Here is a 24,838-nt window from a genome sequence, read left to right as displayed (position 1 = left end):
GAATCATGAAAAAGATCATCTTTATTTTTTTAATTACGTTAGCTAGCTCATTCTTGAATTCATGTGTTGAAGAAGATTATTTTGGAGCATCTTCCTACGGCAATATCAAAGAGATTTTGGTTAGCAACCAAGCTGGAAATGCCATTATATTAACCGACAGTCTTCTGGTTAAGGTAGAAATTCCAGGCGGTGTGGATTTAACGCAAATTACTCTTGAAACATTAGAAATATCATCTTTTGCTTATGCCGATAAATCTGTAGGCGATGTTTTGAATCTTCAGGAAAATCAAATTATAATGGTTACTGCAGAGGATGGTTCTGTCCATCCTTGGACCATTGAAGCTATTGTCGCTTCAGAAACGCCCCAATTAAGCAATGGAGATTTAAATCTATGGTATCTCACTTCATCAAATTATTATGAACCTGGCTCTGATGCCAACACAACCATATGGGGTACTGGAAACCAAGGCACTCAAATTCTAGGTGATTTAGCAACTTTCCCAGAAGATCTGGGCAACGGTAATTTGGCGGCCAAATTAATCACCTTAGACTTAGGACCATTGGCAGGAACCTTTGGAACCCCCATTGCAGCTGGGTCTCTTTTTACAGGTTATTTCAATCCGGATAATATAGAAATAAGTGATCCTGAAGCGGCTATTGAATTCGGAACCCCTTTTGCTGCTAGACCCACCAAACTTCGGTTCAAATACCAATACACACCTGGGCCGGAAAACGAAGATCAAGATGGCAATCCTTTAAATTATGGAGATGCCTGCGACATTTATGCCCTTTTGGAAATAAGGCAATCTGGAAATATTCAAAGGTTGGCAACTGCCTGGTTTAGAAGTGATGCAGAACAGGGAAGTCTTACTACACAAGAGGTGGACTTTATTTATGGCGAATTAGATAACAGTTACCCAGACTATATGTTCCCGGAGAATGGCATTTTTGTAAGTGATGATCTGGCTCAATTTGGGCTTTCTACCCATATAACCTTTGTGGCTTCATCAAGCTTTGATGGCGCTCATTTTGCTGGAGCGGTTGATAGTGTTTTAATAATAGATGACATTGAATTGGTATACGAGTAAATTTGAACTAAAAAGCTTCTCCAATTCTAAAATAAATACCCCAGTCGTCTTTACCCAACGCAGCATCCAAACCGATGTTAAACTTGGTTTGTTTAAAGGCCTGATATCTATAACCTATTCCTCCGCCTGGAAGAAACTCTCCATTGAAATCCTCATTGTCGGAGTCAAATAAGGTTGCAACCCCCACAAATCCAACAAAGCCTATTCGATTTATGTTGTAACGGTACTCGCCTTGAAGTGCCATAACGATATTGCCTCGGTACTTTCCTTCCGAATATCCTCTTATATCCTTCCCTCCCACTACTGTTTGTTGCTCAAAAGGCACACTGCCCAGGCCAAAGTCCCCTGAAAATCGAGCTGCCAAAACATCTTTTTCATGTCTCATTGGGAAATAGGTGTTATAAGCTGTTTTAATTCGATTGGTTACCTCATCATTTCCAAACCAAGTAGGGTATGTAATCCATTTGGCATTCACCTTTACACCTGAATGTGGGTAATACACATTATCTCTCGTATCATATAATAAGTTGAAATCTAAACCGTGAGTAATGGTAGTAGTTGCCTCCAAGATTTGGTCTTCATAGTCTGTATCATATTTAGCATAGTTATAGCTAAGTCCCCCATAAAAACCCTTAATAATCTTCTTTTGGACACCAACACTTAACATGGTGGCATTTGTTGTATAATTATAAAAACCAGCATTTTCAAAACCATCCATAAAAAATTGGGAGTTAACATCTCCGTTAAAAAGATAAAAAGTCCCTCTCCAATTGTCTTCTTTAAAATAAAATCTATTAAAGAGACCCACTACATATGACTTATTAGTCGTATAAACTGCTGAAACACCAGATAAGGATTTAGGAGAAATTGTATCATTTTCTTGAAGACGATACATGACCATAGGAATGACTCCAATCATGAAATCTAAATTTCTATTGTAGCTTATAAAGGGCATAACTGTGAAATCGGCCTTTTTATCCTTTTCCTTATTATTCATAAGGCTGTCATTCTCCTTTTGCTGACCTAAAATAGGCATAGACACAAAAAGAAGGGAAAAGATGAATAGTGCTTTTTTCATTAATAATGAATTGTTTGGTTATTAGTAATGAAATAATTCTAAATCTGAGCTTATGTTTAAACTTAAGTAATCAAGATGAAAAATCTATTTAAATAAAAAAGGCCCAGAATCCATCAAGGACTAAAGGCCTCTTCCTATTTTTCAATTGTATTCTGATTTAAAATTATTTATTGAAGCCCATTTTTCTGTAAACAGAGTGCACAAAGGTTTCGACGCTTTCCAAATGTATCTGGTACTGTTCTTCACTTAATAGGCCCTTGGCCTCTATATTTAATTTTTTTATTTCATCATCGAACTTCTCTTTCATTTCTGGAAGGCTTAAGTTTTGATCTAAATCGTTCAACCTACTTACTTTGTAATAATGATAGCCTATTATGGAATTATAATCATCTCGCAAATCATCGTTCATATTCATTTTCTCCACTTGATCGTTGAACCAAACTTGCCTATTCCAACGCTCTTCTTGAGTTATTAAGGTATCAACCTTATATTCCTCTCGAGCCAATTGTTTAGCCGATTTTTTTTGAGAAAAACCATTTTGAGCAATCAACACAAAGAAAAGCAGTAAAAAGAATTTGAAGATTTTCATTATTTAAAAGACTTAAGATTAGACAACCCTAATTTAATAAATATGATTTTAACAATTGAAACTTTTTACATTTAAAATTTTGTAAATTAAACAATTACATAAAACACAAAACAAAAAAAACGTGAATATAAAATCACGTTTTTTTATCAAAATTCCCAAAGAAATAATTTAATCCAAAGAAGATTCCGGGTATTTTAAATCAAATCGATCCAGTTTCATGACTTTATCCCAAGCATTAACAAAATCTTTTATAAATTGTTCCTTAGAACCTTGGCTCCCATAAACTTCTGCCAAGGCCCTTAATTCTGAATTCGACCCGAAAATCAAGTCTACTCTGGTTCCTCTGAAAATTTCTTTTCCATCACCCCTATTTTTTCCAATAAAAAGCTCCTTGGAATCATCAGCGGCCTCCCATTCAATATCCATATTCAATAAATTGACAAAGAAATCATTATTTAGAACATTAATATCTTCAGTAAAAATTCCCGTTTTGGAAGCATTGTAATTAATCCCTAATGAACGCATACCTCCCACAAGAACAGTCATTTCTGGAGCTGTCAAGGTTAACAATTGTGCTTTATCAATTAATAGTTCCTCGGTAGGTATAGTATACTGAGTCTTTAAATAATTTCTGAATCCATCTGCCATTGGCTCTAATAAATTAAATGAGGCTACATCTGTTTGTTCAGCCAAAGCATCCATACGCCCTGGAACAAAGGGAATAGTCACATCTATGCCACTATTAGCTGCAGCTCTTTCTACAGCTGCGTCCCCAGCCAAGACAATAAGGTCTGCCATTGAAATTTGTGTAGGAATATGGTTTGCATTGAACTCTTTTTGGATTTCTTCTAAAACTCCCAATACTTTAGCGAGTTGCTTAGGCTGGTTTACTTCCCAATTTTTTTGTGGAGCTAATCTAATTCTGGCTCCATTAGCACCTCCTCTTCTATCAGATCCTCGATAAGTGGATGCAGAAGCCCATGCTGTACTAACCAATTCCTGAATGCTTAACTCAGAATCCAACAAGTCCTTCTTAAGTTCTGTGATTTGTTTAGAATTAATCAAAGGATGATTTACGGAAGGAATAGGATCTTGCCATATCAAATCTTCTGTTGGAGCTTCTGGACCCAAATAAGTAGTTTTAGGCCCCATATCCCTGTGGGTCAATTTAAACCAAGCTCTTGCAAAGGCCTCATTGAACAACTCAGGATTTTCATAAAATCTTCTTGAAATTTTTTCAAATCCAGGGTCGAATCTCAAAGATAAGTCAGTTGTAAACATGGTTGGCTTATGTTGTTTTTCGGAATCATAAGCATCTGGAACCATCATTTTAGGTTCTCCTTTTGCTACCCATTGATGACCTCCAGCGGGACTTTTTGTCAATTCCCATTCATTTTCAAATAAACTAAAGAAAAACATATGGCTCCATTTGGTTGGAGTGGCTGTCCAAGTAACTTCTAGACCTGAAGTAATAGCATCTGCACCTTTCCCTGATTTATAATTACTTTTCCATCCGAATCCTTGAGCCTCAATATCAGATCCCTCCGGGTCTGCTCCTACATGTGATGCCTTTCCAGCGCCATGGGCTTTTCCTAAGGTATGGCCACCTGCAATAAGAGCAACTGTTTCTTCATCATTCATTCCCATACGACCAAAAGTCGCACGAATATCCTCCGCCGCCAATAATGGATCAGGATTTCCATTCGGACCTTCAGGATTTACATAAATCAATCCCATTTGAACCGCTGCCAAAGGGTTTTCTAATTCACGTTCACTGGAATAACGCGTTTCATCACTTAGCCATTTTTTTTCAGCGCCCCAATACACATCTAATTCTGGTTCCCATGTATCTTCTCTACCTCCAGCAAAGCCGTATGTTTTAAAGCCCATATCTTCAAGTGCCACATTGCCCGTCAAGACCATTAAATCTGCCCAAGAAATTTGATTCCCATATTTTTGCTTGATTGGCCATATCAATCGCCTAGCCTTATCTAAATTAGCATTATCGGGCCAGCTGTTTAAAGGAGCAAATCGTTGTTGTCCAGAACGTGACCCTCCTCTGCCATCTCCAGTCCTATAAGTTCCAGCACTGTGCCAAGCCATTCTGATAAATAACCCTCCATAATGACCAAAATCTGCCGGCCACCATTCTTGAGAGTCGGTAAGCACCAATCTAATATCCTCCTTTAATGCTTGATAATCTATTTGGTTGAAGGCTTTTGCGTAATCAAAATCCTCCGCCATAGGATTACTTAAATTGGAATGTTGCCTCAACAAACCTAAGTTAAGTTGATTAGGCCACCAATCACTGTTACTTGTGGCTTTCATTTGGGACCTGCTTTTTTTGGTAGCCCCTGATAAAGTATCTACCTGCCCATCAGATTCTTTCTTGGATTGACAGGATAACAATGCTATAAAGGTTACGGTAAGTAGCGTAACTAACAATTTTAATTTCCTCATCGGTTAATTATTTATATTGAATATGTTTTTGGCAATATTAATTGCATAAGGGCACACTCAAACTATAAATAATATTGATTGTTATAATAAAACGATAGTAAAAATCAATTACTAAATATATTATACTTGAAAGTTCACTTTTCTATTGTTCCATTTATTTTTCAAATGGATAGATTATCGACCAGTCTTTGGCCATATCAACAATAGTCCACCCCTTATCAACGGCTTCATCCCAACCTTTGTCAAAACCACCTATATGGGAACCTCTGTCATAAGACCATTCCCTAACAGAATCGGTATGATGAATATACAATTCGAAGTTTTTATAATCGGAAGACGCTGTCCATTGTAACATTTGAAGATCTCCGTCAGAGTTTCCAGCAGCAAAAACAGGTTTTTTCCCAATAAAATGCTGTATTCCAACTGGTTTGCCCTCTTTATCATCTATGAAATCTAATTCTGGTAAACGCACCAAACGAGGGCCTTCATCGGTCATTTCAAATTGCGTTTTTATAACACTTCCTACTATTTGATCTTCTGGAATGCCATAAGCGTCAACGGCCCAAGCCCTCATAAAGTCTATGCCACCACCCGAAACAATATAGGTCTTAAAATCATGCTTTCTCAAGAATTCTAAAAGTTCCAACATGGGTTGAAAAATCATTTGATTGTAGGGTTGCTCTGTTTTGGGATGTTTTGCTGTAGCCATCCAGTTGACAACTTCTTCTTCAAAATCATCTGTGCTCATACCAGCATGGGTTGTCATTATCAAAGTCACAATAGCCTTCATGCCTTGTTTTGATAGAGAAGTCATATCTCCATCAATAACAGCTTGGTATGGTTGCTTCCCTTCCCACTCCGGATGGTCTTTGGCCATTTTTTTTACCTGATCTATAGCAAACAATAGTTGAAAATAAGCGGGTTGCTCACTCCATAAGGTACCATCATTGTCAAAAACCGCAACTCGATCTTTTATTGGAATAAATTCAGCTCCTCCTTCTTTAGTAACCGCATTCACATAATCTATAATGGCTTGTTTATTTTTCGTATCGTTCCAAGAGGGTAAGACATCCGTTATTTGTTCTTGTTGACCAACTGTTTCCTCTTGAATCGATTTTGGTTCCTCATTTGGTGATTTACAGGAGCTCAAAAAGAATAGGACAGCGATTGCTGAGAATATTGGCTTTAAAAATGATTTTTTCATGATTTAAGAGGATTTAAGTTTACAGTATTAAGCATATAGGATTAAAAAATAGCTCATCTAAGGTAACAAAAATCACATCAACCTCAAACACAAAAACAACTGTAAATCAAAGTTTTAAAATAAAAAAAACCACTAACGCAAATGTTAGTGGTCTTCTGAGTTCTAATTTTTATAAGAAAATCTCTATTCTGATTTTAATACACCATCTTCAATCATCTGATGTATGATAGCTTCCGAATAACTTTTGATGAAATCTTCCATATCTGCCGGATCATAGGTCTTTGACTGTGCAGACCAAAGCAACTCTTCAGTTTCTACATCATAAAGATTGGTTTCCAAATAAAAAGTTTTGGTTGTATCATAATATCCTGGCGTATATGTAATGGGAAAGGAATAATTATAATAGCCATAAAAGCTGTTATAATAGCCATACATATAAGGTGAATAACCAGACACATACATTTCATTTCCAGGATGGTATCTTGTTGTGGTTTCCTTGTCTTGTAGGTTGACCGTAAAAATAGTCTTTGCACCAGTAGCCTTAATTTCCCTTAAAAGATATTCTTTGGAAGGCATATCCTCTTTGGTGAATTTTTGTATAAAGATGTCCTTACTCTTGGTTGCTTTAATACCTCGTTGACCAGCTTGAAAGGCAATTTCTTCTTCCATAACATTTTTGGCCTGAGTATTATTGGTCATTGCCAAAATAAACACAGAACCTTTAGTCCTAGTGGCCAATTTATCTTTATTGGTCCAAGCACCTACAATTTTTGTTGATGACCCGCAGGAAACCAGTAACACACTAATACATAAAATAAGTAATTTTTTCATTGAATGATTTTATAGATTGATTATTGATTAACATTTATTATTAGGATAGCTAATGAAAGTTATTGCTTTTTAGGATAAAGCAATACTAGTCCAAACCGAACACCAAAATCAGCAGCATTACCATTGCCATAATGAATTCTTGGTCCCAATAAAAGCTGTGCCATTTGGCTTCCCATAGTGATTACTTTAGATCCAACAATATTAATAGAACCAGAAGTAGATTTATAATCCCAATTTTGGGTCAATTCTGTATTAAGTGCCAAGGCATAACCTCCCGCAAAGTTTTTAGCAAGAAACGGTTGTAAAAATGTAGCATTGACATCTTGTCGATTACTATCTCCAGCCACAGACCAAATATGGTTTACCAAAGCACCGGCAGTTAAAGTACCTAACTGCTTCAAGACAACTGCCGTGGGTCCCACCCCAAATTTTTTAGTTCCTAAATAATCATCGGTTGCTGTAGGCACCAACAACACGGGTCCAGCACCCCAAATTAATCCTCCTGATGTCGGCTCCTTAGGCGAAAAGAACGCACTTACTACGGCATCACTTAACCCTGTTTGATTTCCGCTGTTACCATAGATGTCGGTTTGAGAAACAACGGGCAAAATAACTCTACCTATTAAATTCCAATTTTCGCTAATACTTATAGGAATGACTGGTTGGATGTTTAAGGTAAATTTGGTTCCGTTTTCTGGGTCATAACCGAAATCCAAATTCCCTTGAAACGGAACACTTATCAAACTAGCAACAGGGTTTTGAAGTTGCTTAGCTAGGGCATCTGCAGAGCTTGTCTCGTCTTGGGCATAAATAGAATATCCAAATAGTAGTGCTGTGGCAAGCAAGCATTTTGAAAATAAAGACTTCATATAATAATTTTTCATAAAAAACTTGTTTCCAAATTATCCCCCAATGGGCCTCATATAATTTCGAATTTAGAACCTAATACTTTAAACTCCGTAAGGCTTCTAAACGTTTCTCTTTGAGCGTCAATCAAATGTACTATTTATTTGACAGATGTTAACTTTTTGGATTCATTTTTTGAAACACACTTTGAAATTTTAAATCTCCCAAATGTGTTTTTTAAAACTTACACTATAAAAGAATCGACATCAGATTTGACTTTGACCATATTTTATTAATATCTTTTGACTATGAAAAAATGCATCCTTTTAATAGTCCTTTTAAGCTTTGGATTGAACTTTGCACAAACCAAAATAATTGACAAAAAAACCAATGACCCTGTTTCATTTGCAACCATATCATTTGGTGATGGATTTGGAGTCTTTGCCAATGATCAAGGTAGCTTTACTTTTACAAAAAAACTTTATCCCGATATTGACACTTTATACATTTCTGCTTTAGGTTATAAGGACCTTAATATTCCTGCTGAACCACTCCCAGAGACCATCTTTATGGAGGAAGAAATAGATCACCTAGACGAAGTGGTAATTTATGCTAATTTAGAAGATCGCAAATACAAAGTAGAAAAACTAAAACCCTATTTAGATGATGACTATTACAGTTGCTGGCTTCCAACTTTGGAATCAGAAATTGCCGTGTTTTTCAAGAATGAGGGGTCCGAATTAAAGCAATTAACTTCTGTACAGTTTCCCATTGCCTTGGAATCTGAAGATTGGAACAAACGGAAACGGTCCAATGCTGATAAAAAAGAATTTTCGACCTTATTTAAAGCCCAATTTTATAAAAACGAAGGTGGTTATCCAGGAGACCCATTGACTTACCAACAAGTCACTTTTAGAGTTACCGAGGAAGATGGCGACCAATATGACTTGGATGTCACATCTAACCAAATCTTTATTCCAGAAAACGGTTTGTTTATTTCCATTCAGGTGATGGGTTATACTGATGAACAGGGAAATCTACTTCCTAACAAGCAATATAAAGAAATCAAATCAAGAAGCGGTATGGTTAAAATACCTACCAACTTTAGACCTTTGTTACCTTTTACAGATGAAATTCGGGAAACAAGAACCTTTATAAAAAGGGTGTTTCAATATACCAATGAATGGTCACCATTCCAAAAAGGAAGCTTTCAAGGATCTACCCTTTTAAAGGCAGGTAAAAACAATTACGGCATGGGAATAAGTTACAGGAAGTATAAAGATGAATAGCAACCCTTGGCATCTGTACCTCATGGGAGGTCTCTACATCCTAGCAGGGTTGATGCATTTTATCAAACCCAAGATGTATATGAGGATTATTCCTCTTTATTTGCCTAACCACAAACTTCTGGTCTATTTGAGTGGTATCATGGAAATCCTCCTAGGCATTACTGTTTGTATCAAGACCACAAGACCTTTTGCTGTTTTAGGAATCATTTGCATGCTACTAGTATTTTTAACGGTTCATTTCTATATGTTGAATGATGAAAAAATCAGTGCGAAAATCCCAAAATGGATTTTAATCTTAAGAATACCTTTACAGTTTGTTTTAATGTATTGGGCTTTTTCTTACTTCTAACTAAAAGAACTCTCGGTATTGCATCACCCTAAAATCAAAGGTTGTAAAACTCGGGTTTCGCTGTTTTATTTGTTTGTATAAAGGCATACTACCAACAGCCCTATTAGCACTACCGGAAGGCGCCGTCAACGAAACTGTTCTTATAGTGCGAGTCATATTTTTTTTATCCTTAATATCAAAAATATGAATTCTAGGAACCTCTTGATTTATTGGTGTAAGATTCAATCCATTCAATTTTAAATGTTTTCTGAAAAAATATTCCGGGCCATTTTTACTGTTGCCTCCCGTAAACAATAAGGTATCTATATTAGGATGAACTTTAATATGTCCCAGAAGATTTCTTAACACCACATCTTGCATGCCTATGTCGGAGGCATCTACTTTTTCTCGAAGCGCACTTTCAACCATATCACAAATACCAATGCCTTGTGATTTCAAAAAATCTTTACGCTGATCAATGGCATATTTGGTGTTTTCATAGACAAGGTTTAAGTCAAACAATTGGTCTAAAATTCGCCACAATTGCCCATCCCTACTTCCATAACAAAAGTCCACGTCGTCTGGTTTTAGATTGCCCGTTGTGAATCTGGGAGGCGGCAGAGTACCTACTATTAATTTTGTAGCCTGCTTTGGAATGAATGGTTTATATGGATGCTTATGAATGAACATGTTTGTCCTTTTGTCCTATTTTTTGTAAATTAAGTTGCTAAATCTACTGATAAAAATGGGCAAAGGAGACAAAAAAACCAAACGCGGTAAAATTAATAGAGGTTCACACGGGGTAAGGAGACCCCGAATCAAAAAGAAACCAAAACCTGAAGATAAGATAAACGTTAACAAAAAAGCACAGTAAGAATCCTACGTACTTATCTCTCTAAATTATCTAGTGAAAACCAATTCAGTTTTAGAAGATAGTTCTTCGCTGAAACCATAGCCTTCATAATTAAATCCTTTAAGGTCTTCAACGGTTTGAGCATTTGTTTCAATAATATATCTTGCCATCAACCCACGGGCTAGTTTCGCAAAAATAGCTATGTTTTTATACTCACCTCCTTTAAATTCTTTAAAGGTTGCTGTAATCACAGGTACTTTTAACGCTTTAGAATCAATAGCTTTGTAATACTCATTACTTGCCAAATTCAGGAACAATTCGTCATCTTCTAATTCCTCATTAAGCGCTTGGGTTACTTTCTTCTTCCAAAACTCATAAAGGTTTTTATTCTTCCCAACGGGCATTTTGGTTCCCATTTCCAAACGATATGGTTGAATTAAATCCAAAGGCTTAAGGACCCCATACAAACCTGATAAAATTCTCACTGTATTTTGTACCCTATCCAATTTATCTAAAGAAATCTCATAAGCATCCAATCCACGATACACATCACCATTGAAAGCATATACAGCCGGTCTTGAATTTTCTAGTGTAAACGGCAATTCCCATTCTTGATTTCTCTCATAATTCAATTGCCCTAAACTATCGGATATATGCATCAATTTTGAAAGACTTTTGGCCGACTTCTTTTTTAATAATTTATTCAGTCTATCCGCCTCTTTTAAAAAACAGGCTTCGGTGTGTTTGTCTGTAGGCAATTGACTTTCGTAATCTAAAGATTTAGCGGGTGATAATACCAGTTTCATAAATTGATTTATTTACTCCAAAAATACAAATGGAAAGGCTATTCAGCAACCACATTCTTAAGAGTTTTACAATAAAGGAATAAGGAAAAATTATAATAGTTCCTGATGTTTTGCATAATTGCGCCATTTCTCTATACACAGCTGCATATCTTCAGGCAACTCTGTATCAAAACGTAATGTTTCTCCAGTTTTTGGATGAACAAAACCTAGTGTTTTTGCATGAAGCGCTTGTCTAGGCAAAGTCTTAAAACAATTTTCTACAAATTGCTTATATTTTGTGAAAGTGGTCCCTTTTAAAATAAGATGTCCCCCATAACGTTCGTCACTAAACAAAGTATGTCCTATATGTTTCATATGCACACGGATTTGATGGGTTCTTCCGGTTTCCAACTTACAGGAAACCAACGTTACATATCCTAATCGCTCCAATACCTTGAAATGGGTAATAGCTGGTTTTCCTTTATCAGCTTCATCTCCTTCAAAAACTGTATTTTGTAATCTATTCTTTGGGTGACGCCCAATATGGCCTTCTATGGTTCCTTCATCTTCCTCCACATTTCCCCAGACCAAGGCTACATATTCCCGTTCACTGGTTTTATCAAAAAACTGTTTGGAAAGATGCGTCATGGACTCTTCAGTTTTGGCAATGACCAATAAACCACTCGTATCCTTATCAATTCTATGAACCAAGCCTGGTCTATTACTAGAATTATTGGGCAAATTTTCAAAATGATATATCAAGGCATTGATTAAGGTTCCGGAGTAATTACCATGGCCTGGATGCACAACCAATCCAGCTGGTTTATTAATGACCAATACCTCATCATCCTCATAGACAATATCCAACGGTATATCTTCGGGCGTCAATAAATATTCATAAGGTGGATGTTCAAACATCACCCTGATTTTATCAAAAGGTTTGACTTTGTAATTTTGTTTTACAGGAATATCGTTGACATAGATATTTCCACTTTTTGCGGCCGCTTGAATTTTATTTCTGGTTGCATTCTCAATAAAATTCATAAGGTATTTATCTATGCGTAAAGGTTGTTGCCCTTTCTCTGCAGTAAAAGCATAGTGTTCATAGAGCTCATCATCCTGCTCATCGATATCATTGATTACCTCAGCCATAACCTATTCTGGTCTATTTCCGTTTCCTAATACTAAATCTATTTTGGATTTTTTGGGCAGCATTTCACCAGCCTCCAAAGGTTTTCCATCATAAATCACTCCTAAAACCACATCTTTCGCAATGTTGTCTTTATACGTTAATTCGCCCAATTCAAAACCCAAAGCCTCCAAGGTTGGTTTGGCCTGTCTTAAGGTTCTCTCCCTTAACTCTGGAACCATAACTTTTCTGTAACCGGATGGATTCAAGGTTAAATAGATTTTTCGGTCCTCCTTAACTTGTTTCCCAGCTGGCGGATCTTGTTCTATAACCGAATACTTTGGATAATCGGGATTAAAATTTGAAGAATCCAATACTTCCATTTGCAAGTGGTTATCATCCAAAGCTATTTTAGCAACTTCTATGGATTTCCCCGTTAAATCTGGAACAGTCTCAAATTCACCATGATTGGTGGTACTATTCAACCATCTCAACAACAAAAAGCTGATAACAAAAATGGCTACTACAGCCAAGACAATTTGTTTTAAAAAAGCTTTACTTCTCAGGAAATTAATCAGACTCATTTATAATTTTTTACCCAACAAATATATAAAAACCGAACTGTTTTTACTTTTGATTTATTAGTGATATTTTAGCTTAACGATATTTTACCATCGTTTCTTATCTACATGAAAAAAAACATAGCCATCATAATGGGAGGATATTCGAGTGAATATGAAATATCCTTAAAAAGCGGTAACGTAGTATACGAAACCTTAAACTCCAATAAATATACCCCTTATAGAATTCACATTTTCAAAAACAAATGGGTTTATGTGAATGACAATGACATTGAATTTCCAGTTGATAAAAATGATTTTTCAATTATCCATGATGGAGAAAAAATCACTTTTGACTGTGTTTTCAATGCTATACATGGTAGCCCTGGTGAAGATGGTTTTATGCAAGCCTACTTTAATTTATTAGGAATTCCCCAAACCAGCTGTGGGATGTATCAAGCAGCCTTAACATTTAATAAAAGAGACTGTCTTAGTGTTTTAAAACCATATGGCATCGCAACAGCAGAATCCTTCTATTTGAATTTTGGGGATGATATTGATGAAGAAGCTATAATCAAAAAAGTTGGGTTACCTTGTTTTGTAAAAGCTAATAAAGCCGGAAGCAGTTTTGGAGTCACCAAAGTTTATGAAAAGGAAAAATTGAAAGACGCTATTAATATTGCTTTTAAGGAAGATGATGAAATCATTATTGAATCATTTTTGGATGGGACCGAAGTTTCAGTGGGAGTCATCTCCTACCAGGGAGAAATCAAAGTATTGCCGATTACTGAAATTGTAAGCGACAATGATTTTTTTGATTACCAAGCTAAATACTTGGGACAATCTCAAGAAATCACCCCAGCCAGAATAAGTGATGAGTGGACCTACAAGGTTTCGGAAAAAGCCAAAAAGATTTATCAAGTTTTAAAAATGACTGGCTTTTCAAGAAGTGAATTTATTTTTAAGGATGGAGAGCCGCATTTGTTGGAAGTCAATACCGTTCCTGGCCTAACAAAAGAGAGTATTTTACCTCAACAAGCCAAAGCAGCTGGAATATCCTTGTCTGAACTCTTTGAAAATGCCATTGAAGAAGCTTTGAAATAAAATCTGTAATTTTATAACCTCGAAGGTTTATAACTATCAATCAAAATCTGCTACAAAATATTAATCGATGAAACGAGCTATATTTCCTGGATCTTTTGACCCAATCACATTAGGCCATTATGATATTATTCAAAGAGGCGTCAAGCTGTTTGATGAAATTATTGTTGCCATTGGAATAAACTCCGACAAGAAATATATGTTTTCACTGGAAGAGCGAAAAAAGTTTATTGAAGACGCCTTTAAAGATGAATCCAAGGTGAAAGTGGTAACCTATACTGGTCTTACCATTGATTTTTGTAATGAAATAGAAGTTCCCTTTATCTTGCGAGGTCTGAGAAATCCAGCTGATTTTGAGTTTGAAAAGGCCATTGCACACACCAACAGACATCTTTCTGGAGGTATTGAGACTGTTTTCCTTTTAACGGCAGCCAAGACCTCCTACATCAGCTCCAGCATTGTTAGGGATGTTATCAAAAACAATGGGAACTACACCCAATTGGTTCCCGATAGCGTAGTCATTAAATAAACCTTTTAGAAATCGTATTCAGATAGTGATTTGGTAAACTTTTCAGGATTGGCAGCCAAATGATATCTGGGGTCATCAATATCTTCTACTACCACTTCCCTAAATTTAGGACTGGATTTATAAAGCAATTCTTTACAATCTTCACTTAAGTGTTTCAACTTGATTGACTTTCCTGCTTCTTCATATTTGTTAACCAAATTGTAAACTGCTTCCAAGGCAGAATGGTCACTAATTCTAGATTCCACAAAATCAATTTCTACCTTTTCTGGATCATTTTTAACGTCAAACTTTTCATTAAATGCCTTAATAGATCCAAAGAAAAGTGGTCCCCAAATTTCATAAATTTTAGTACCATCGGCACGCATTCTTTTTCTAGCTCTAATGCGTTTGGCGTTTTCCCAAGCAAAAACCAAGGCACTGACTATCACTCCTGAAAACACCGCTATGGCCAAATCAAAAATCACAGTTAACCCAGAAACAAGAATTAAAACAAAAAGATCACTTCGAGGAATTTTATTGAAAATTCTAAAACTACTCCATGCAAAGGTCCCTATGACTACCATGAACATTACACCTACTAAAGCTGCAATAGGCACTTGCTCAATAAGCGAAGAACCAAAAAGAATAAACATGAGTAATCCTATAGCGGCCACAATTCCTGATAATCGTGTTCTTCCACCTCCCTTGATATTGATAATTGATTGTCCAATCATGGCACAGCCACCCATTCCGCCAAATAAGCCAGTTACAATATTTGCCCCTCCTTGAGCTAAACATTCCCTATTGGCATTTCCTCTGGTTTCGGTTAATTCATCAATAAGATTTAAAGTCATTAAAGATTCTATTAACCCAACCGCTGCTAAAATCAGTGCATATGGCGCAATGAATTTTAAGGTTTGTAAATTAAGAGGTACTTTATTAAAAATATCCCATTGGAAAGAAGGAAGTCCACCTTCGAGACCACTACCTCCACCTTCACGAATAAAACTTCCTACGGTAGCAACATCCAAACCGCCAAAAATAACAATGGCCGATACCACTAATATAGCTATTAGGGCCTCTGGAAGTTTTTTGGTCAATTTAGGCAACCCAAACATAATTCCCATGGTAAGAACTACCAGACCAATCATTACCCATAATTCTTTTCCATGCATCCAAACTGCCGTTCCATTTTCTATGGATGTAAACATCCCAAGTTGGGCAATAAAAATAACGATGGCCAAACCATTGACAAATCCCATCATTACGGGGTGTGGAATCAGTCTTACAAATTTTCCAAGTTTAAAAACACCAGCCAACATTTGAATGATCCCCATTAAAATAACTGTTGCAAACAGGTAATATAATCCTAAGTTCTCCCCTTCTGCCCCCATCGCATTTCCTTCGGCAACCAGATGAACCATCACTACAGCCAGTGCCCCAGTGGCACCACTTATCATTCCAGGACGGCCTCCAAAAATGGATGTGATCAAACCAATCATAAAGGCTGCATATAAACCAACTAAAGGATCAACGCCGGCTACAAAAGCAAAAGCAACCGCTTCTGGCACTAAAGCCAGAGCTACCGTAATTCCACTTAAAATATCATTTTTGGCATTTGCCGCTCTCTTTCTGATGAATTCCGTCATGATAAGTTGGTTTAAGCTGCAAAAATAAGGTTAATATCCAAGTTTACAAGTTTTAGAAGCAAACATAGTAGTCTGCCCCTCTATTCTAGAATGCCTTTAATGAAGATTCAAAATTGCCTATCTGAAATAAAATTTACAATTTTAGTCCCTAATTATTTTCTTCAAAAAGGAATTCCATGAAAAAAAGATTTTTTTACATCATTATAGGAATCTTATGCCTTTGGTTTAAGTATGGTTTTTGCCAAGAAAATTTCGTTACACAATTTGAAAAATCCAATGGATTGGAAACAGCAGCCTACTATGACGTCATTGCCTATTACCAGAACTTGGCAGCGGCCTATCCAACAATTACTGTGGACAGTATGGGCATTACCGATTCAGGGGAGCGACTTCACCTAGTCACCTTTGATCCTGAAAGGAATTTTGATTTTGATTCAAACAGAAAAAACAAGGGTATCCTCTTAATCAATAATGGTATTCACCCAGGAGAACCAGATGGTATTGATGCTACCATGATGCTTTTTAGAGATTACGCCAGTGGCCAGCTTAAAGCTCCTAAAAATACGATTATAGCAACCATTCCTATTTATAATATTGGCGGTAGCTTGAATAGAAATTCAGGAACCAGAGCCAATCAAAATGGACCTAAGGAATATGGTTTTAGAGGCAATAGCCGAAATTATGACCTGAATAGGGATTTTATAAAATGTGATACCGAGAATGCTAAATCCTTTGCAGAAATATACCACTTGGTAAATCCAGATGTGTTTATAGACAATCACGTGAGTAACGGTGCCGATTATCAATATGTTCTCACACATTTATTTACACAACACAATAAAATGGGAGGCCCCATGGGTGCCTTTATCCATGAAACATTCAGACCTCAACTGGAGCAAGAACTTGCATCAAAATCATGGGACATAACGCCTTATGTCAATGTATTTAACGCAGTTCCCGAAAAAGGATTCAGTCAATTTATGGACTATCCACGCTATTCCACAGGCTATACAACTTTATGGGGCACACTGGGAATGATGCTTGAAACCCACATGCTCAAACCCTACAAGCAACGTGTTGAAGGCACCTACTTATTCATGCAGACCCTTGTGAACTTGACCGAGACACATGGAGAAAAAATTCGAGCTTTAAAGGAACTACAAGCGACTCATTATAAACCTAACCAAAGCTACCCTTTAGATTACAAAATCGATACTACCAGATTTTCGACACTTGAATTTAAAGGTTATGAAGGAGAAATTATTACCAGTGAAGTCACGGGTTTAAATCGTTTAAAATACCATCGCGACCAACCTTTTTCAAAAAAAGTCAATTATCAAAATTATTTTGTGCCTTCGGTTGAAGTGGATATCCCAAAGGCTTATGTCATTCCGCAAGGTTGGCATCATGTGATTGAGCTTTTAAAACTGAATCAAATAGAAATGACCCAGATTCAAAAGGATACCACCATTTCTGTAGAAAGTTATAGAATCCAATCTTTCGAAACACGAAATTCTCCTTATGAAGGTCATTACCTTCATTACAATACTCGAATTCTTTCGTCAAAAGTTGAAAAAACATTTAGAGCAGGAGATTATATCATCAATACACAGCAGAAAGGTATCAGATATTTGCTGGAAACTTTAGAGCCTCAAGCACCAGATTCCTTTTTCAATTGGAATTTCTTTGATACTATTCTGCAGCAAAAAGAAGGCTTCTCCCCCTATGTTTGGGAAGATAAGGCATTTGAAATGCTGAAGCAGAACCCCAATTTGAAACGGGAATTTGAAAACAAAAAGTATACCGATAGTAACTTTGCAAAAAATTGGTATGCCCAATTGGAATGGTTATTTCAAAGAAGCGATAATTACGAGCCTGCCCACTTGAATTACCCGATTTATCGTATTAATTAATAGAAAAGTTAAAATAAGTATCGGGGAATGGTTCATTTCTCAAAGTGAAATGCCACCATTCCTTGGAATAGCTTCTAAATCCATGTTTCTGCATGACCCTTTGTAGACGTAAACGGTTCTCCTTTTGTTTTGCCGAAATATTTTGATAAGATACCCAAGATTGAACACCAAAAAAATCATACGGACTTCCCATGTCAAGGGGTTCTGAAGTCTCTGCATCAATAATGGTCAAATCTACAGTGCTCCCTCTACTATGTCCCGATTTGGAAGCTATGTAACCTTCTTTAAAAAGGTTATGCTTCTTGACATCTGGATAGAATTCCTCTTTATTTATAGTATCATTTAATTCCCTTGCCCAATGCACAAAGTGATTAACTGCCTGTTGTGGTCTATAACCATCATACACTTTTAGACATAAATTTTCATTTTCTAAATCTTCTTGAACCATTTTTAAAGCCTCTGCCGTCTCCAAGGTGAGAATCAATCTATTGGCATGATATCCGGCAATGGTATCGCCTACAAAATTATGTATGGAATAATAACGTAATTCAACTTCTAAATCAGGGATGATTTCATCAACATAAACAAAGCCTTCCGGAATTGGTTCCTTTTGGGTGGAAAAAAAACCGAAAATCACAAAGATTAAAACACTTATTGTATATTTCATAGAAAGCTAATTTAAATAAAATGTATGACTCTTTTTCCTAAGGATTTACAGACATTCCAATTACCAGATGCTGAGCTAATATATAACCCTTGTTTCTATGATAACACCTCAGCTCTTCAAATTTTCAATTCACTAAAAGAAGAGATTCTTTGGCAGCAAGACGAGATCACACTTTTTGGTAAAACTCATAAACAACCTAGGTTAACATCGTTATATGCCACCAATAGCATTCCTTACTCCTATTCAAATATTACTATGAGGCCTCATAAAATGACTCAACTTTTGTTAAAGCTTTTAAAGGATGTAGAATCGGCAACCAATGAAAAATTCACCAGCATCCTTTTAAACTTTTACAGACATGGTAAGGATAGTAATGGATGGCATGCCGATAATGAGAAAGAATTGGGCTCTTCACCTACGATTGCATCCTTAAGTTTTGGAGAAACAAGAAAATTTCAATTTAAGCACAGAAATTTAAAAACAGAAAAACATCAATTGGATTTAACTTCGGGGAGCTTATTAATCATGAAACCACCCATGCAACAATTTTGGTTGCATCAAATTCCAAAAACGCAAAAAGAAGTAGGAGAAAGAATTAATTTGACCTTTAGGAAAATTGAATAAAAAAACCGAGGCCCCTCAACCTCGGTTTAGTTTTATTTGCATCTTTTATAATGTAGTTAGATTTAGGGTCTCTAGTATCAACAACATAATGCAAATATTAATTAATTAATCCATTGAACTAAAAAGTATGTCTTTTAGTACATTTCAAAAGTATTATTTAATTTGATTTTAAACGTTTAAATACATCTTTTTTCGATGAAATACATATTTTTTTAACATATGTAGGTGAAATAACGCTTTTAATCGACGAATTACACAAAAAATAGAATGATAATTTATCATAAAATTCCATGGTAAATAAATTATTTGGTAGGATATTTACGTTATAGAAGTAGTTGCTAAATCTATCCTTATTATTGTTTTATGTATATTAAATATTTTGTCATTGTCCTTTTCTTTTTGTCCGCCACTATAAAGGCACAGGAAAATGTGGATCTAGAGGAAGAAAACATTGCTATCAATGCCATGATTGACGGTAGTTTGTTATCTCCAAAAGAAACCACCCAGACTCTGGCAATCATTATTGCTGATTCTGGCCCTACCGATAGAGATGGCAATCAAAATTTCCAAAAGAACAACTCCTTAAAAAAATTGGCTATAGGCTTGGCCCAAAATGATATCGCCACTTTTAGATATGATAAGAGAACCGTTAAACAAATAAGAAGAGGCAATCTAGATTCTGATATTGTATTTAATGATTTTGTTACAGATGCAAAAGCTATAGTGGATTACTTTAAAATTGAACGTCCCTTTGATAAAATTTTCATAATAGGTCACGGACAGGGAAGTTTGGTAGGAATGCTATCGAGCGAACAGCATGTAGATGGTTTTATCTCACTCGCTGGATCGGGAAAATCTTTTGATGACGTTCTTATTAAGGAAATTGAAAAAACAGCTCCCATGTATAAGGCAGATTCAGAAAGAGTCATTGCCCTTTTAAAGGAAGGAAAAACAACAAGCGAATACCCGCAACAGCTTTCTTCTATATTCAATGAAAGTATTCAGCCTTTTATGAGCAGTTGGTTTCAATACAAACCTATAGAAGTTTTGTCTCAACTGTCTATACCTGTTTTGATTGTTAATGGCTCCAAAGATTTACAAGTCCCCATTGAAGAAGCAGAATCTTTGCACAAAGCATCAAAAAATTCAAAATTGGTGATTATTGACAATATGAACCATGTTTTGTTTACCATAGAAGGTGATGATTTGGAAAATTCCAAATCTTATGCAGAAACCTTTAGAAAAGTAAACCCCGAATTGCTTACTACCCTGACAAAGTTTATAAAAAACCCTTCCAAGTAAATCGAAAAAAGCACCCCGAAAGGTGCTTTTTTACTTAACTAACCAACCAAAAAATATGAAAAAGTACTACACGCTTTTCAAGTAACCACACTGTCCAAGCACAATGTGTAGTAACATCTTATATAAGGCAATTCCCGTGCCAAAGTTACCAAGTACAAGATTTTAAGAAATTATTAGCACCTATTAATTAATTTTAATATATTTATGATATCATTTTAATATCATAATCATGAAAGAAGAAAAAACTATTGTTCCTGCCAACGGTTATCTCATGTTGTTTGTTTTCCTTATTCTATTTTTTGGAGGTATTGCAAGCACCATTATTACTCAAAATCCGTTATTTCTTTTAATCATTGTACTTTCCTTACTCGTAGCTCCAGGTTTTATTATGGTACAGCCTAACGGTTCCAGGGTATTGTTGCTATTTGGAAAATATGTAGGTAGTGTGAAACAAAATGGATTTTATTGGGTTAATCCGTTATATACTAAAAAGAAGATTTCTTTACGAGCTAGCAATTTTGATAGTGAACGATTAAAGGTAAATGACAAATTGGGAAATCCAGTTATGATAAGTACCATTTTGGTATGGAGAGTTCAAGACACCTACAAAGCAGCTTTTGATGTAGATAATTATGAGAACTTCGTAAAAGTTCAGACAGATGCCGCCGTGAGAAAACTGGCAAGTATGTATCCCTATGATAATTTTGCTGATGACGGCCATGAAGAAGACATTACCCTTCGGTCAAGCGTTAACGAGGTGAGTGAAGCTCTTGAAAAAGAAGTAGACGAACGCCTTTCAATAGCAGGCATAGAAGTTTTGGAGGCCAGAATTGGCTACCTTGCATATGCTCAGGAAATAGCCAACGCCATGTTGAAACGCCAACAAGCAACAGCCATTGTAGCAGCCAGACATAAAATTGTTGAAGGCGCCGTAAGCATGGTAGAAATGGCTTTAAACGAACTTGGAAAGAAAGAAATAGTAGAACTTGATGACGAGCGTAAAGCTGCTATGGTGAGTAACCTCATGGTGATACTTTGTGGAGATAAAGATGCCTCTCCCATAGTAAATGCAGGCACATTAAACCATTAGAAATGAAAGAATATAAAGTAGTTAATACAAAGGCTGGAGTGATAAAGCGTAATGAAAAGCTGGAAACACTCCTAAATCAATACTCTCGAGAAGGTTGGGAATTAAAATTTATGCATCAAACTTTTTCAGTGGCCATCTTTGAACGCGATAAAAACAGATAGTAGAAACATGATTAAAGAATTTAACGAAACCCAACGCGTAGGGAATTGGATTTACATACTATTAGGCACCGATTTACTTGTCGTTTCACTTATTCTTTACAATGATGTCAAAAAAGGTAATATGAGTATGAATGAATTTATGTTTAGCCTAGGAATGATTTTATTGCTAAATGTTTTCATTGCTCTTTTTATAAGATTTTCCGCTTTGTACACCAAAGTGGATGCCCAGGGAGTTTCTTATAAGTATCCCCCTTTTTGTAGAAACTGGAAGTTAATTCCTTTTGAAAATATCAATGATTTTCAAATTCAAAATTATTCCAGCATGAATCATGGCTACGGTGTAGGTAAGTGGAATTTTTTTTCTAAAACGGATAGTATCACTTCCATTGGCACAGATAAAGCAATCAAAATAAAATATAATTCAAAAAAACCCATTTTAATAGGAACTCAGAAAGCTTCAGAATTTTACAATGCCATAAGAAAATTCAAGTCGAAAGAGTACGAAATATAAAACCAGTACTATGAGCAAAAAGAAAGCCTTTGCGTTACGAATCAACGAAGACATGCTGAAAGCCATAGAAAAATGGGCTTCGGATGAATTTCGAAGTACCAATGGTCAAATAGAATGGATGCTCATGCAAAGTCTGAAAGAAGCCAAAAGAGAACCCAAAAAAGATAAAAACGACCGGTAGGTCGTTTTTTGTTTTATAAAGTATTCGGTAATTTGCCACTTTAACTTTTTATTTATGATAAAGGAAACTGTTTTTACCAATGATGCCATCGTTTTTGGTTTATTAATGCTGGCCTTAGGCTTTGTATTTTATACTGAATCTAGAAAAACAGGTTTTTGGCCTAAGTTCTACAAATACATTCCAGGACTCTTAATGTGCTATTTTATTCCGGCCATCTTTAGTTCTTTAAATTTAATTTCTGATGAGATTTCCAAAACCTATTTTATCGCCAGTAGATATCTTCTACCCGCATCTCTGGTTTTACTCACTCTAAGCATCGATTTAAAAGCGGTCTTTAATTTGGGTTGGAAAGCACTAGTTATGTTCTTTACTGGCACTATAGGAATTATCATTGGTGGACCTATCGCCATTTTAATCATTTCCATATTTTCTCCCGAAACGGTTGGTGGTGCCGGATTTGATGCCGTTTGGAGGGGATTGGCTACTTTGGCTGGAAGTTGGATAGGTGGTGGAGCCAACCAAGCAGCCATGTTGGAAATATATGAATTCAACCAAGAACTTTATGGCGGTATGGTCTTAGTTGACATTGTAGTGGCCAATATTTGGATGGCAGTTATCCTATTGGGAATCGGGAAACGAAAAAAAATCGACTCTTGGTTACAAGCTGATAATACAGCAATAGACGAACTTCAAACCAAAGTTCAAAACTTTAGTGAAAAAATAAAAAGAGTACCCACGGTAACCGATTACATGCTCATATTAATGTGTGCCTTTGTGGCGGTAGGATTAGCGCATTTTGGCTCAGAAAAAATCTCCACTTTTTTAAGCAGTCATTTCGAAATTATTAGTGACCCTAAAAGCGCTTTATCATCCTTTGGAAGCGGGTTCTTTTGGCTTATTTCTATTGCTACTTTGATTGGTATCCTCCTTTCTTTCACAAAGGCCAAAAATCTAGAAGGCGCCGGAGCCAGTAAAATTGGAAGTGTTTTTATTTACATATTGGTGGCCACCATAGGAATGAAAATGGATCTCACCAAATTGTTTGAAAACCCTGGACTTATTTTAATTGGACTGGTTTGGATGCTAATTCATGTTATTCTTTTGATTGTAGTAGCTAAAATGATAAAAGCACCTTATTTTTTCTTGGCCGTTGGTAGTCAAGCCAATGTTGGTGGTGCAGCCTCGGCCCCAGTGGTTGCAGCTGCTTTTCATCCCTCATTGGCGACAGTTGGTGCTCTTTTGGCCGTCTTTGGTTATGTGGTGGGAACCTATGGCGCTATTGCTTGTGCCGAATTAATGAAAATAGCCTCGGGAGGTTAGTAAAAAACCAATAATTATAAGATATTTGCTTCCATTAAAATTTGAATTAACTCAATGAAACATCTAGCAGCCCTTATCTGTTTATTAGCCATTCTCTCTTGTAGTAAAGAACGTGATCTTACTGTAAAAGGACATATTGAAGGACTAAAAAAAGGAACCATTTATTTAGAAAAACAACAAGATTCTACCATTGTAACTGTGGACTCTGTTGCCTTGAATGGCTCCTCAGATTTTATACTTTATAGTGATATAGAAACTCCAGAAGCTTTCTATCTAAGCTTAGATAAGAACAACCAAAGCAAACCGGATGAAAAAATTGTCTTTTTTGCAGACAAGGGGACTACCGAGATAAACTCTACCCTAAAAAACTTTATGGTAGATGCCAAAATTAATGGGTCTGAACAACAAAAACTTTATGAAGATTACCTAAAGGTTATTACAAGATACAAGGATAAAAATCTGGAATTGATCAAGGAAGAATTTGAAGCCAAAAAAGCTGGAGATAGTGCCTTGATTGAAAAAAATATTCAAGATTGGGAGAAGTTACTAAAAAGCAAGTATTTATTTACCGTAAACTTTGCAATCAATAATAAAGACAGTGAAGTAGCTCCTTATATTACCTTAACCGAGATTTACGATGCCCAAACCAAATGGCTAGATACCATTTACCAATCACTCACTCCAAAAGTGCAGGCCTCTAAATACGGGAAGATGCTTGAAAAGCATATAGCAGACAATAAAGAATAAAAAAATTCCACCTAATAGGTGGAA

Annotated in this window: 27 protein-coding genes; 15 read left to right on the top strand and 12 right to left on the bottom strand. The window is 36.0% G+C overall.

Annotated features, from left to right (window positions below):
* The first annotated feature begins 5 nt into the window (after positions 1-5).
* Positions 6-1,088 carry a PCMD domain-containing protein gene (locus ZA07_RS14050; RefSeq protein WP_053972572.1) on the top strand — a complete coding sequence of 361 codons (1,083 nt, stop codon included), beginning with the start codon at positions 6-8 and terminating at the stop codon, positions 1,086-1,088.
* A 7-nt stretch (positions 1,089-1,095) separates the two neighbouring features.
* On the opposite strand, the gene ZA07_RS14045 is transcribed toward ZA07_RS14050, so the two are convergent.
* The 6 genes from ZA07_RS14045 to ZA07_RS14020 form a co-directional block, all read right to left on the bottom strand.
* Complete coding sequence (locus tag ZA07_RS14045; RefSeq protein WP_053972396.1) at positions 1,096-2,166, bottom strand: BamA/TamA family outer membrane protein; 1,071 nt, start codon at positions 2,164-2,166, stop codon at positions 1,096-1,098.
* Positions 2,167-2,329: 163 nt separating this feature from the next.
* Positions 2,330-2,755: a hypothetical protein gene (locus ZA07_RS14040; RefSeq protein ID WP_053972395.1), complete on the bottom strand. Its 426-nt coding sequence runs from the start codon at positions 2,753-2,755 to the stop codon at positions 2,330-2,332.
* 168 nt (positions 2,756-2,923) lie between these two features.
* Positions 2,924-5,215: a catalase/peroxidase HPI gene (gene katG, locus ZA07_RS14035; protein WP_053972394.1), complete on the bottom strand. Its 2,292-nt coding sequence runs from the start codon at positions 5,213-5,215 to the stop codon at positions 2,924-2,926.
* Positions 5,216-5,369: 154 nt separating this feature from the next.
* Complete coding sequence (locus ZA07_RS14030) at positions 5,370-6,419, bottom strand: HAD family phosphatase (RefSeq protein ID WP_053972393.1); 1,050 nt, start codon at positions 6,417-6,419, stop codon at positions 5,370-5,372.
* A gap of 183 nt (positions 6,420-6,602) precedes the next feature.
* The gene (locus tag ZA07_RS14025; protein ID WP_053972392.1) at positions 6,603-7,250 is read right to left on the bottom strand and encodes a hypothetical protein; all 648 of its coding nucleotides are present in this window, start codon (positions 7,248-7,250) and stop codon (positions 6,603-6,605) included.
* Between the two features lie 59 nt (positions 7,251-7,309).
* A complete protein-coding gene (locus ZA07_RS14020) occupies positions 7,310-8,134 on the bottom strand; it encodes a transporter (protein ID WP_157492157.1) in 825 nt (274 codons plus the stop codon).
* A gap of 270 nt (positions 8,135-8,404) precedes the next feature.
* Here ZA07_RS14020 and ZA07_RS14015 point away from each other — a divergent pair, with 270 nt between their 5' ends.
* Together ZA07_RS14015 and ZA07_RS14010 are read left to right on the top strand one after the other, a co-directional pair.
* Entirely contained in the window at positions 8,405-9,385 is a 981-nt protein-coding gene (locus ZA07_RS14015) for a carboxypeptidase-like regulatory domain-containing protein (protein ID WP_053972391.1), read from the top strand.
* Positions 9,378-9,734 (top strand): MauE/DoxX family redox-associated membrane protein, encoded by a 357-nt coding sequence (locus ZA07_RS14010; protein ID WP_053972390.1) that lies wholly within the window; start codon positions 9,378-9,380, stop codon positions 9,732-9,734. The genes ZA07_RS14015 and ZA07_RS14010 overlap by 8 nt, the downstream gene beginning before the upstream one ends.
* Here the strand turns inward: ZA07_RS14010 and ZA07_RS14005 are convergent, their stop codons facing one another.
* A complete protein-coding gene (locus tag ZA07_RS14005; protein WP_053972389.1) occupies positions 9,735-10,403 on the bottom strand; it encodes a uracil-DNA glycosylase family protein in 669 nt (222 codons plus the stop codon).
* A gap of 55 nt (positions 10,404-10,458) precedes the next feature.
* Here ZA07_RS14005 and ZA07_RS15945 point away from each other — a divergent pair, with 55 nt between their 5' ends.
* Positions 10,459-10,587, top strand: a complete 129-nt coding sequence (locus ZA07_RS15945; protein ID WP_082316616.1) for a 30S ribosomal protein THX — start codon at positions 10,459-10,461, stop codon at positions 10,585-10,587.
* 26 nt (positions 10,588-10,613) lie between these two features.
* On the opposite strand, the gene yaaA is transcribed toward ZA07_RS15945, so the two are convergent.
* From yaaA to ZA07_RS13990, 3 genes are all read right to left on the bottom strand, one after another.
* A complete protein-coding gene (gene yaaA / locus ZA07_RS14000) occupies positions 10,614-11,372 on the bottom strand; it encodes a peroxide stress protein YaaA (protein WP_053972388.1) in 759 nt (252 codons plus the stop codon).
* Between the two features lie 90 nt (positions 11,373-11,462).
* Positions 11,463-12,503, bottom strand: coding sequence for an RluA family pseudouridine synthase (locus ZA07_RS13995; protein WP_053972387.1), 1,041 nt, complete (start codon positions 12,501-12,503; stop codon positions 11,463-11,465).
* Between the two features lie 3 nt (positions 12,504-12,506).
* Complete coding sequence (locus ZA07_RS13990; RefSeq protein WP_053972386.1) at positions 12,507-13,064, bottom strand: PASTA domain-containing protein; 558 nt, start codon at positions 13,062-13,064, stop codon at positions 12,507-12,509.
* A gap of 105 nt (positions 13,065-13,169) precedes the next feature.
* Between ZA07_RS13990 and ZA07_RS13985 the strand changes: the two genes are divergently transcribed.
* Both ZA07_RS13985 and coaD read left to right on the top strand, forming a co-directional pair.
* The gene (locus ZA07_RS13985; protein ID WP_053972385.1) at positions 13,170-14,144 is read left to right on the top strand and encodes a D-alanine--D-alanine ligase; all 975 of its coding nucleotides are present in this window, start codon (positions 13,170-13,172) and stop codon (positions 14,142-14,144) included.
* A 67-nt stretch (positions 14,145-14,211) separates the two neighbouring features.
* Positions 14,212-14,670 carry a pantetheine-phosphate adenylyltransferase gene (gene coaD, locus ZA07_RS13980; protein ID WP_053972384.1) on the top strand — a complete coding sequence of 153 codons (459 nt, stop codon included), beginning with the start codon at positions 14,212-14,214 and terminating at the stop codon, positions 14,668-14,670.
* Positions 14,671-14,675: 5 nt separating this feature from the next.
* On the opposite strand, the gene ZA07_RS13975 is transcribed toward coaD, so the two are convergent.
* Complete coding sequence (locus tag ZA07_RS13975) at positions 14,676-16,298, bottom strand: SulP family inorganic anion transporter (protein WP_053972383.1); 1,623 nt, start codon at positions 16,296-16,298, stop codon at positions 14,676-14,678.
* A gap of 176 nt (positions 16,299-16,474) precedes the next feature.
* On the opposite strand from ZA07_RS13975, the gene ZA07_RS13970 reads away from it, so the two are divergent.
* Positions 16,475-18,211 (top strand): M14 family metallopeptidase, encoded by a 1,737-nt coding sequence (locus ZA07_RS13970; protein WP_053972382.1) that lies wholly within the window; start codon positions 16,475-16,477, stop codon positions 18,209-18,211.
* Here ZA07_RS13970 and ZA07_RS13965 read toward each other — a convergent pair.
* Positions 18,204-18,878 (bottom strand): M15 family metallopeptidase, encoded by a 675-nt coding sequence (locus tag ZA07_RS13965; RefSeq protein ID WP_053972381.1) that lies wholly within the window; start codon positions 18,876-18,878, stop codon positions 18,204-18,206. The two genes, ZA07_RS13970 and ZA07_RS13965, sit on opposite strands and share 8 nt — an antisense overlap.
* A gap of 24 nt (positions 18,879-18,902) precedes the next feature.
* On the opposite strand from ZA07_RS13965, the gene ZA07_RS13960 reads away from it, so the two are divergent.
* The 8 genes from ZA07_RS13960 to ZA07_RS13935 all read left to right on the top strand — a co-directional run bounded on the left by ZA07_RS13960 (position 18,903) and on the right by ZA07_RS13935 (position 24,814).
* Positions 18,903-19,502: an alpha-ketoglutarate-dependent dioxygenase AlkB gene (locus ZA07_RS13960; protein ID WP_053972380.1), complete on the top strand. Its 600-nt coding sequence runs from the start codon at positions 18,903-18,905 to the stop codon at positions 19,500-19,502.
* Between the two features lie 363 nt (positions 19,503-19,865).
* Positions 19,866-20,804, top strand: coding sequence for an alpha/beta hydrolase (locus ZA07_RS13955; protein WP_053972379.1), 939 nt, complete (start codon positions 19,866-19,868; stop codon positions 20,802-20,804).
* Between the two features lie 229 nt (positions 20,805-21,033).
* Positions 21,034-21,894 carry an SPFH domain-containing protein gene (locus tag ZA07_RS13950; RefSeq protein WP_053972378.1) on the top strand — a complete coding sequence of 287 codons (861 nt, stop codon included), beginning with the start codon at positions 21,034-21,036 and terminating at the stop codon, positions 21,892-21,894.
* Positions 21,895-21,896: 2 nt separating this feature from the next.
* Positions 21,897-22,055 (top strand): DUF4177 domain-containing protein, encoded by a 159-nt coding sequence (locus tag ZA07_RS15940; RefSeq protein WP_082316615.1) that lies wholly within the window; start codon positions 21,897-21,899, stop codon positions 22,053-22,055.
* A 7-nt stretch (positions 22,056-22,062) separates the two neighbouring features.
* A complete protein-coding gene (locus tag ZA07_RS13945) occupies positions 22,063-22,566 on the top strand; it encodes a hypothetical protein (RefSeq protein WP_053972377.1) in 504 nt (167 codons plus the stop codon).
* Between the two features lie 10 nt (positions 22,567-22,576).
* Positions 22,577-22,747 carry an Arc family DNA-binding protein gene (locus tag ZA07_RS15935; protein WP_082316614.1) on the top strand — a complete coding sequence of 57 codons (171 nt, stop codon included), beginning with the start codon at positions 22,577-22,579 and terminating at the stop codon, positions 22,745-22,747.
* 54 nt (positions 22,748-22,801) lie between these two features.
* The gene (locus ZA07_RS13940; RefSeq protein ID WP_053972376.1) at positions 22,802-24,067 is read left to right on the top strand and encodes a DUF819 domain-containing protein; all 1,266 of its coding nucleotides are present in this window, start codon (positions 22,802-22,804) and stop codon (positions 24,065-24,067) included.
* A 54-nt stretch (positions 24,068-24,121) separates the two neighbouring features.
* A complete protein-coding gene (locus ZA07_RS13935) occupies positions 24,122-24,814 on the top strand; it encodes a DUF4369 domain-containing protein (protein ID WP_053972375.1) in 693 nt (230 codons plus the stop codon).
* The last annotated feature ends 24 nt before the right edge of the window (positions 24,815-24,838 follow it).

It is taken from the genome of Mangrovimonas sp. ST2L15 (assembly GCF_001280515.1).
In the GTDB taxonomy this organism is placed as follows: domain Bacteria; phylum Bacteroidota; class Bacteroidia; order Flavobacteriales; family Flavobacteriaceae; genus Mangrovimonas; species Mangrovimonas futianensis.
This window is presented reverse-complemented; position numbering and strand designations above follow the sequence as displayed.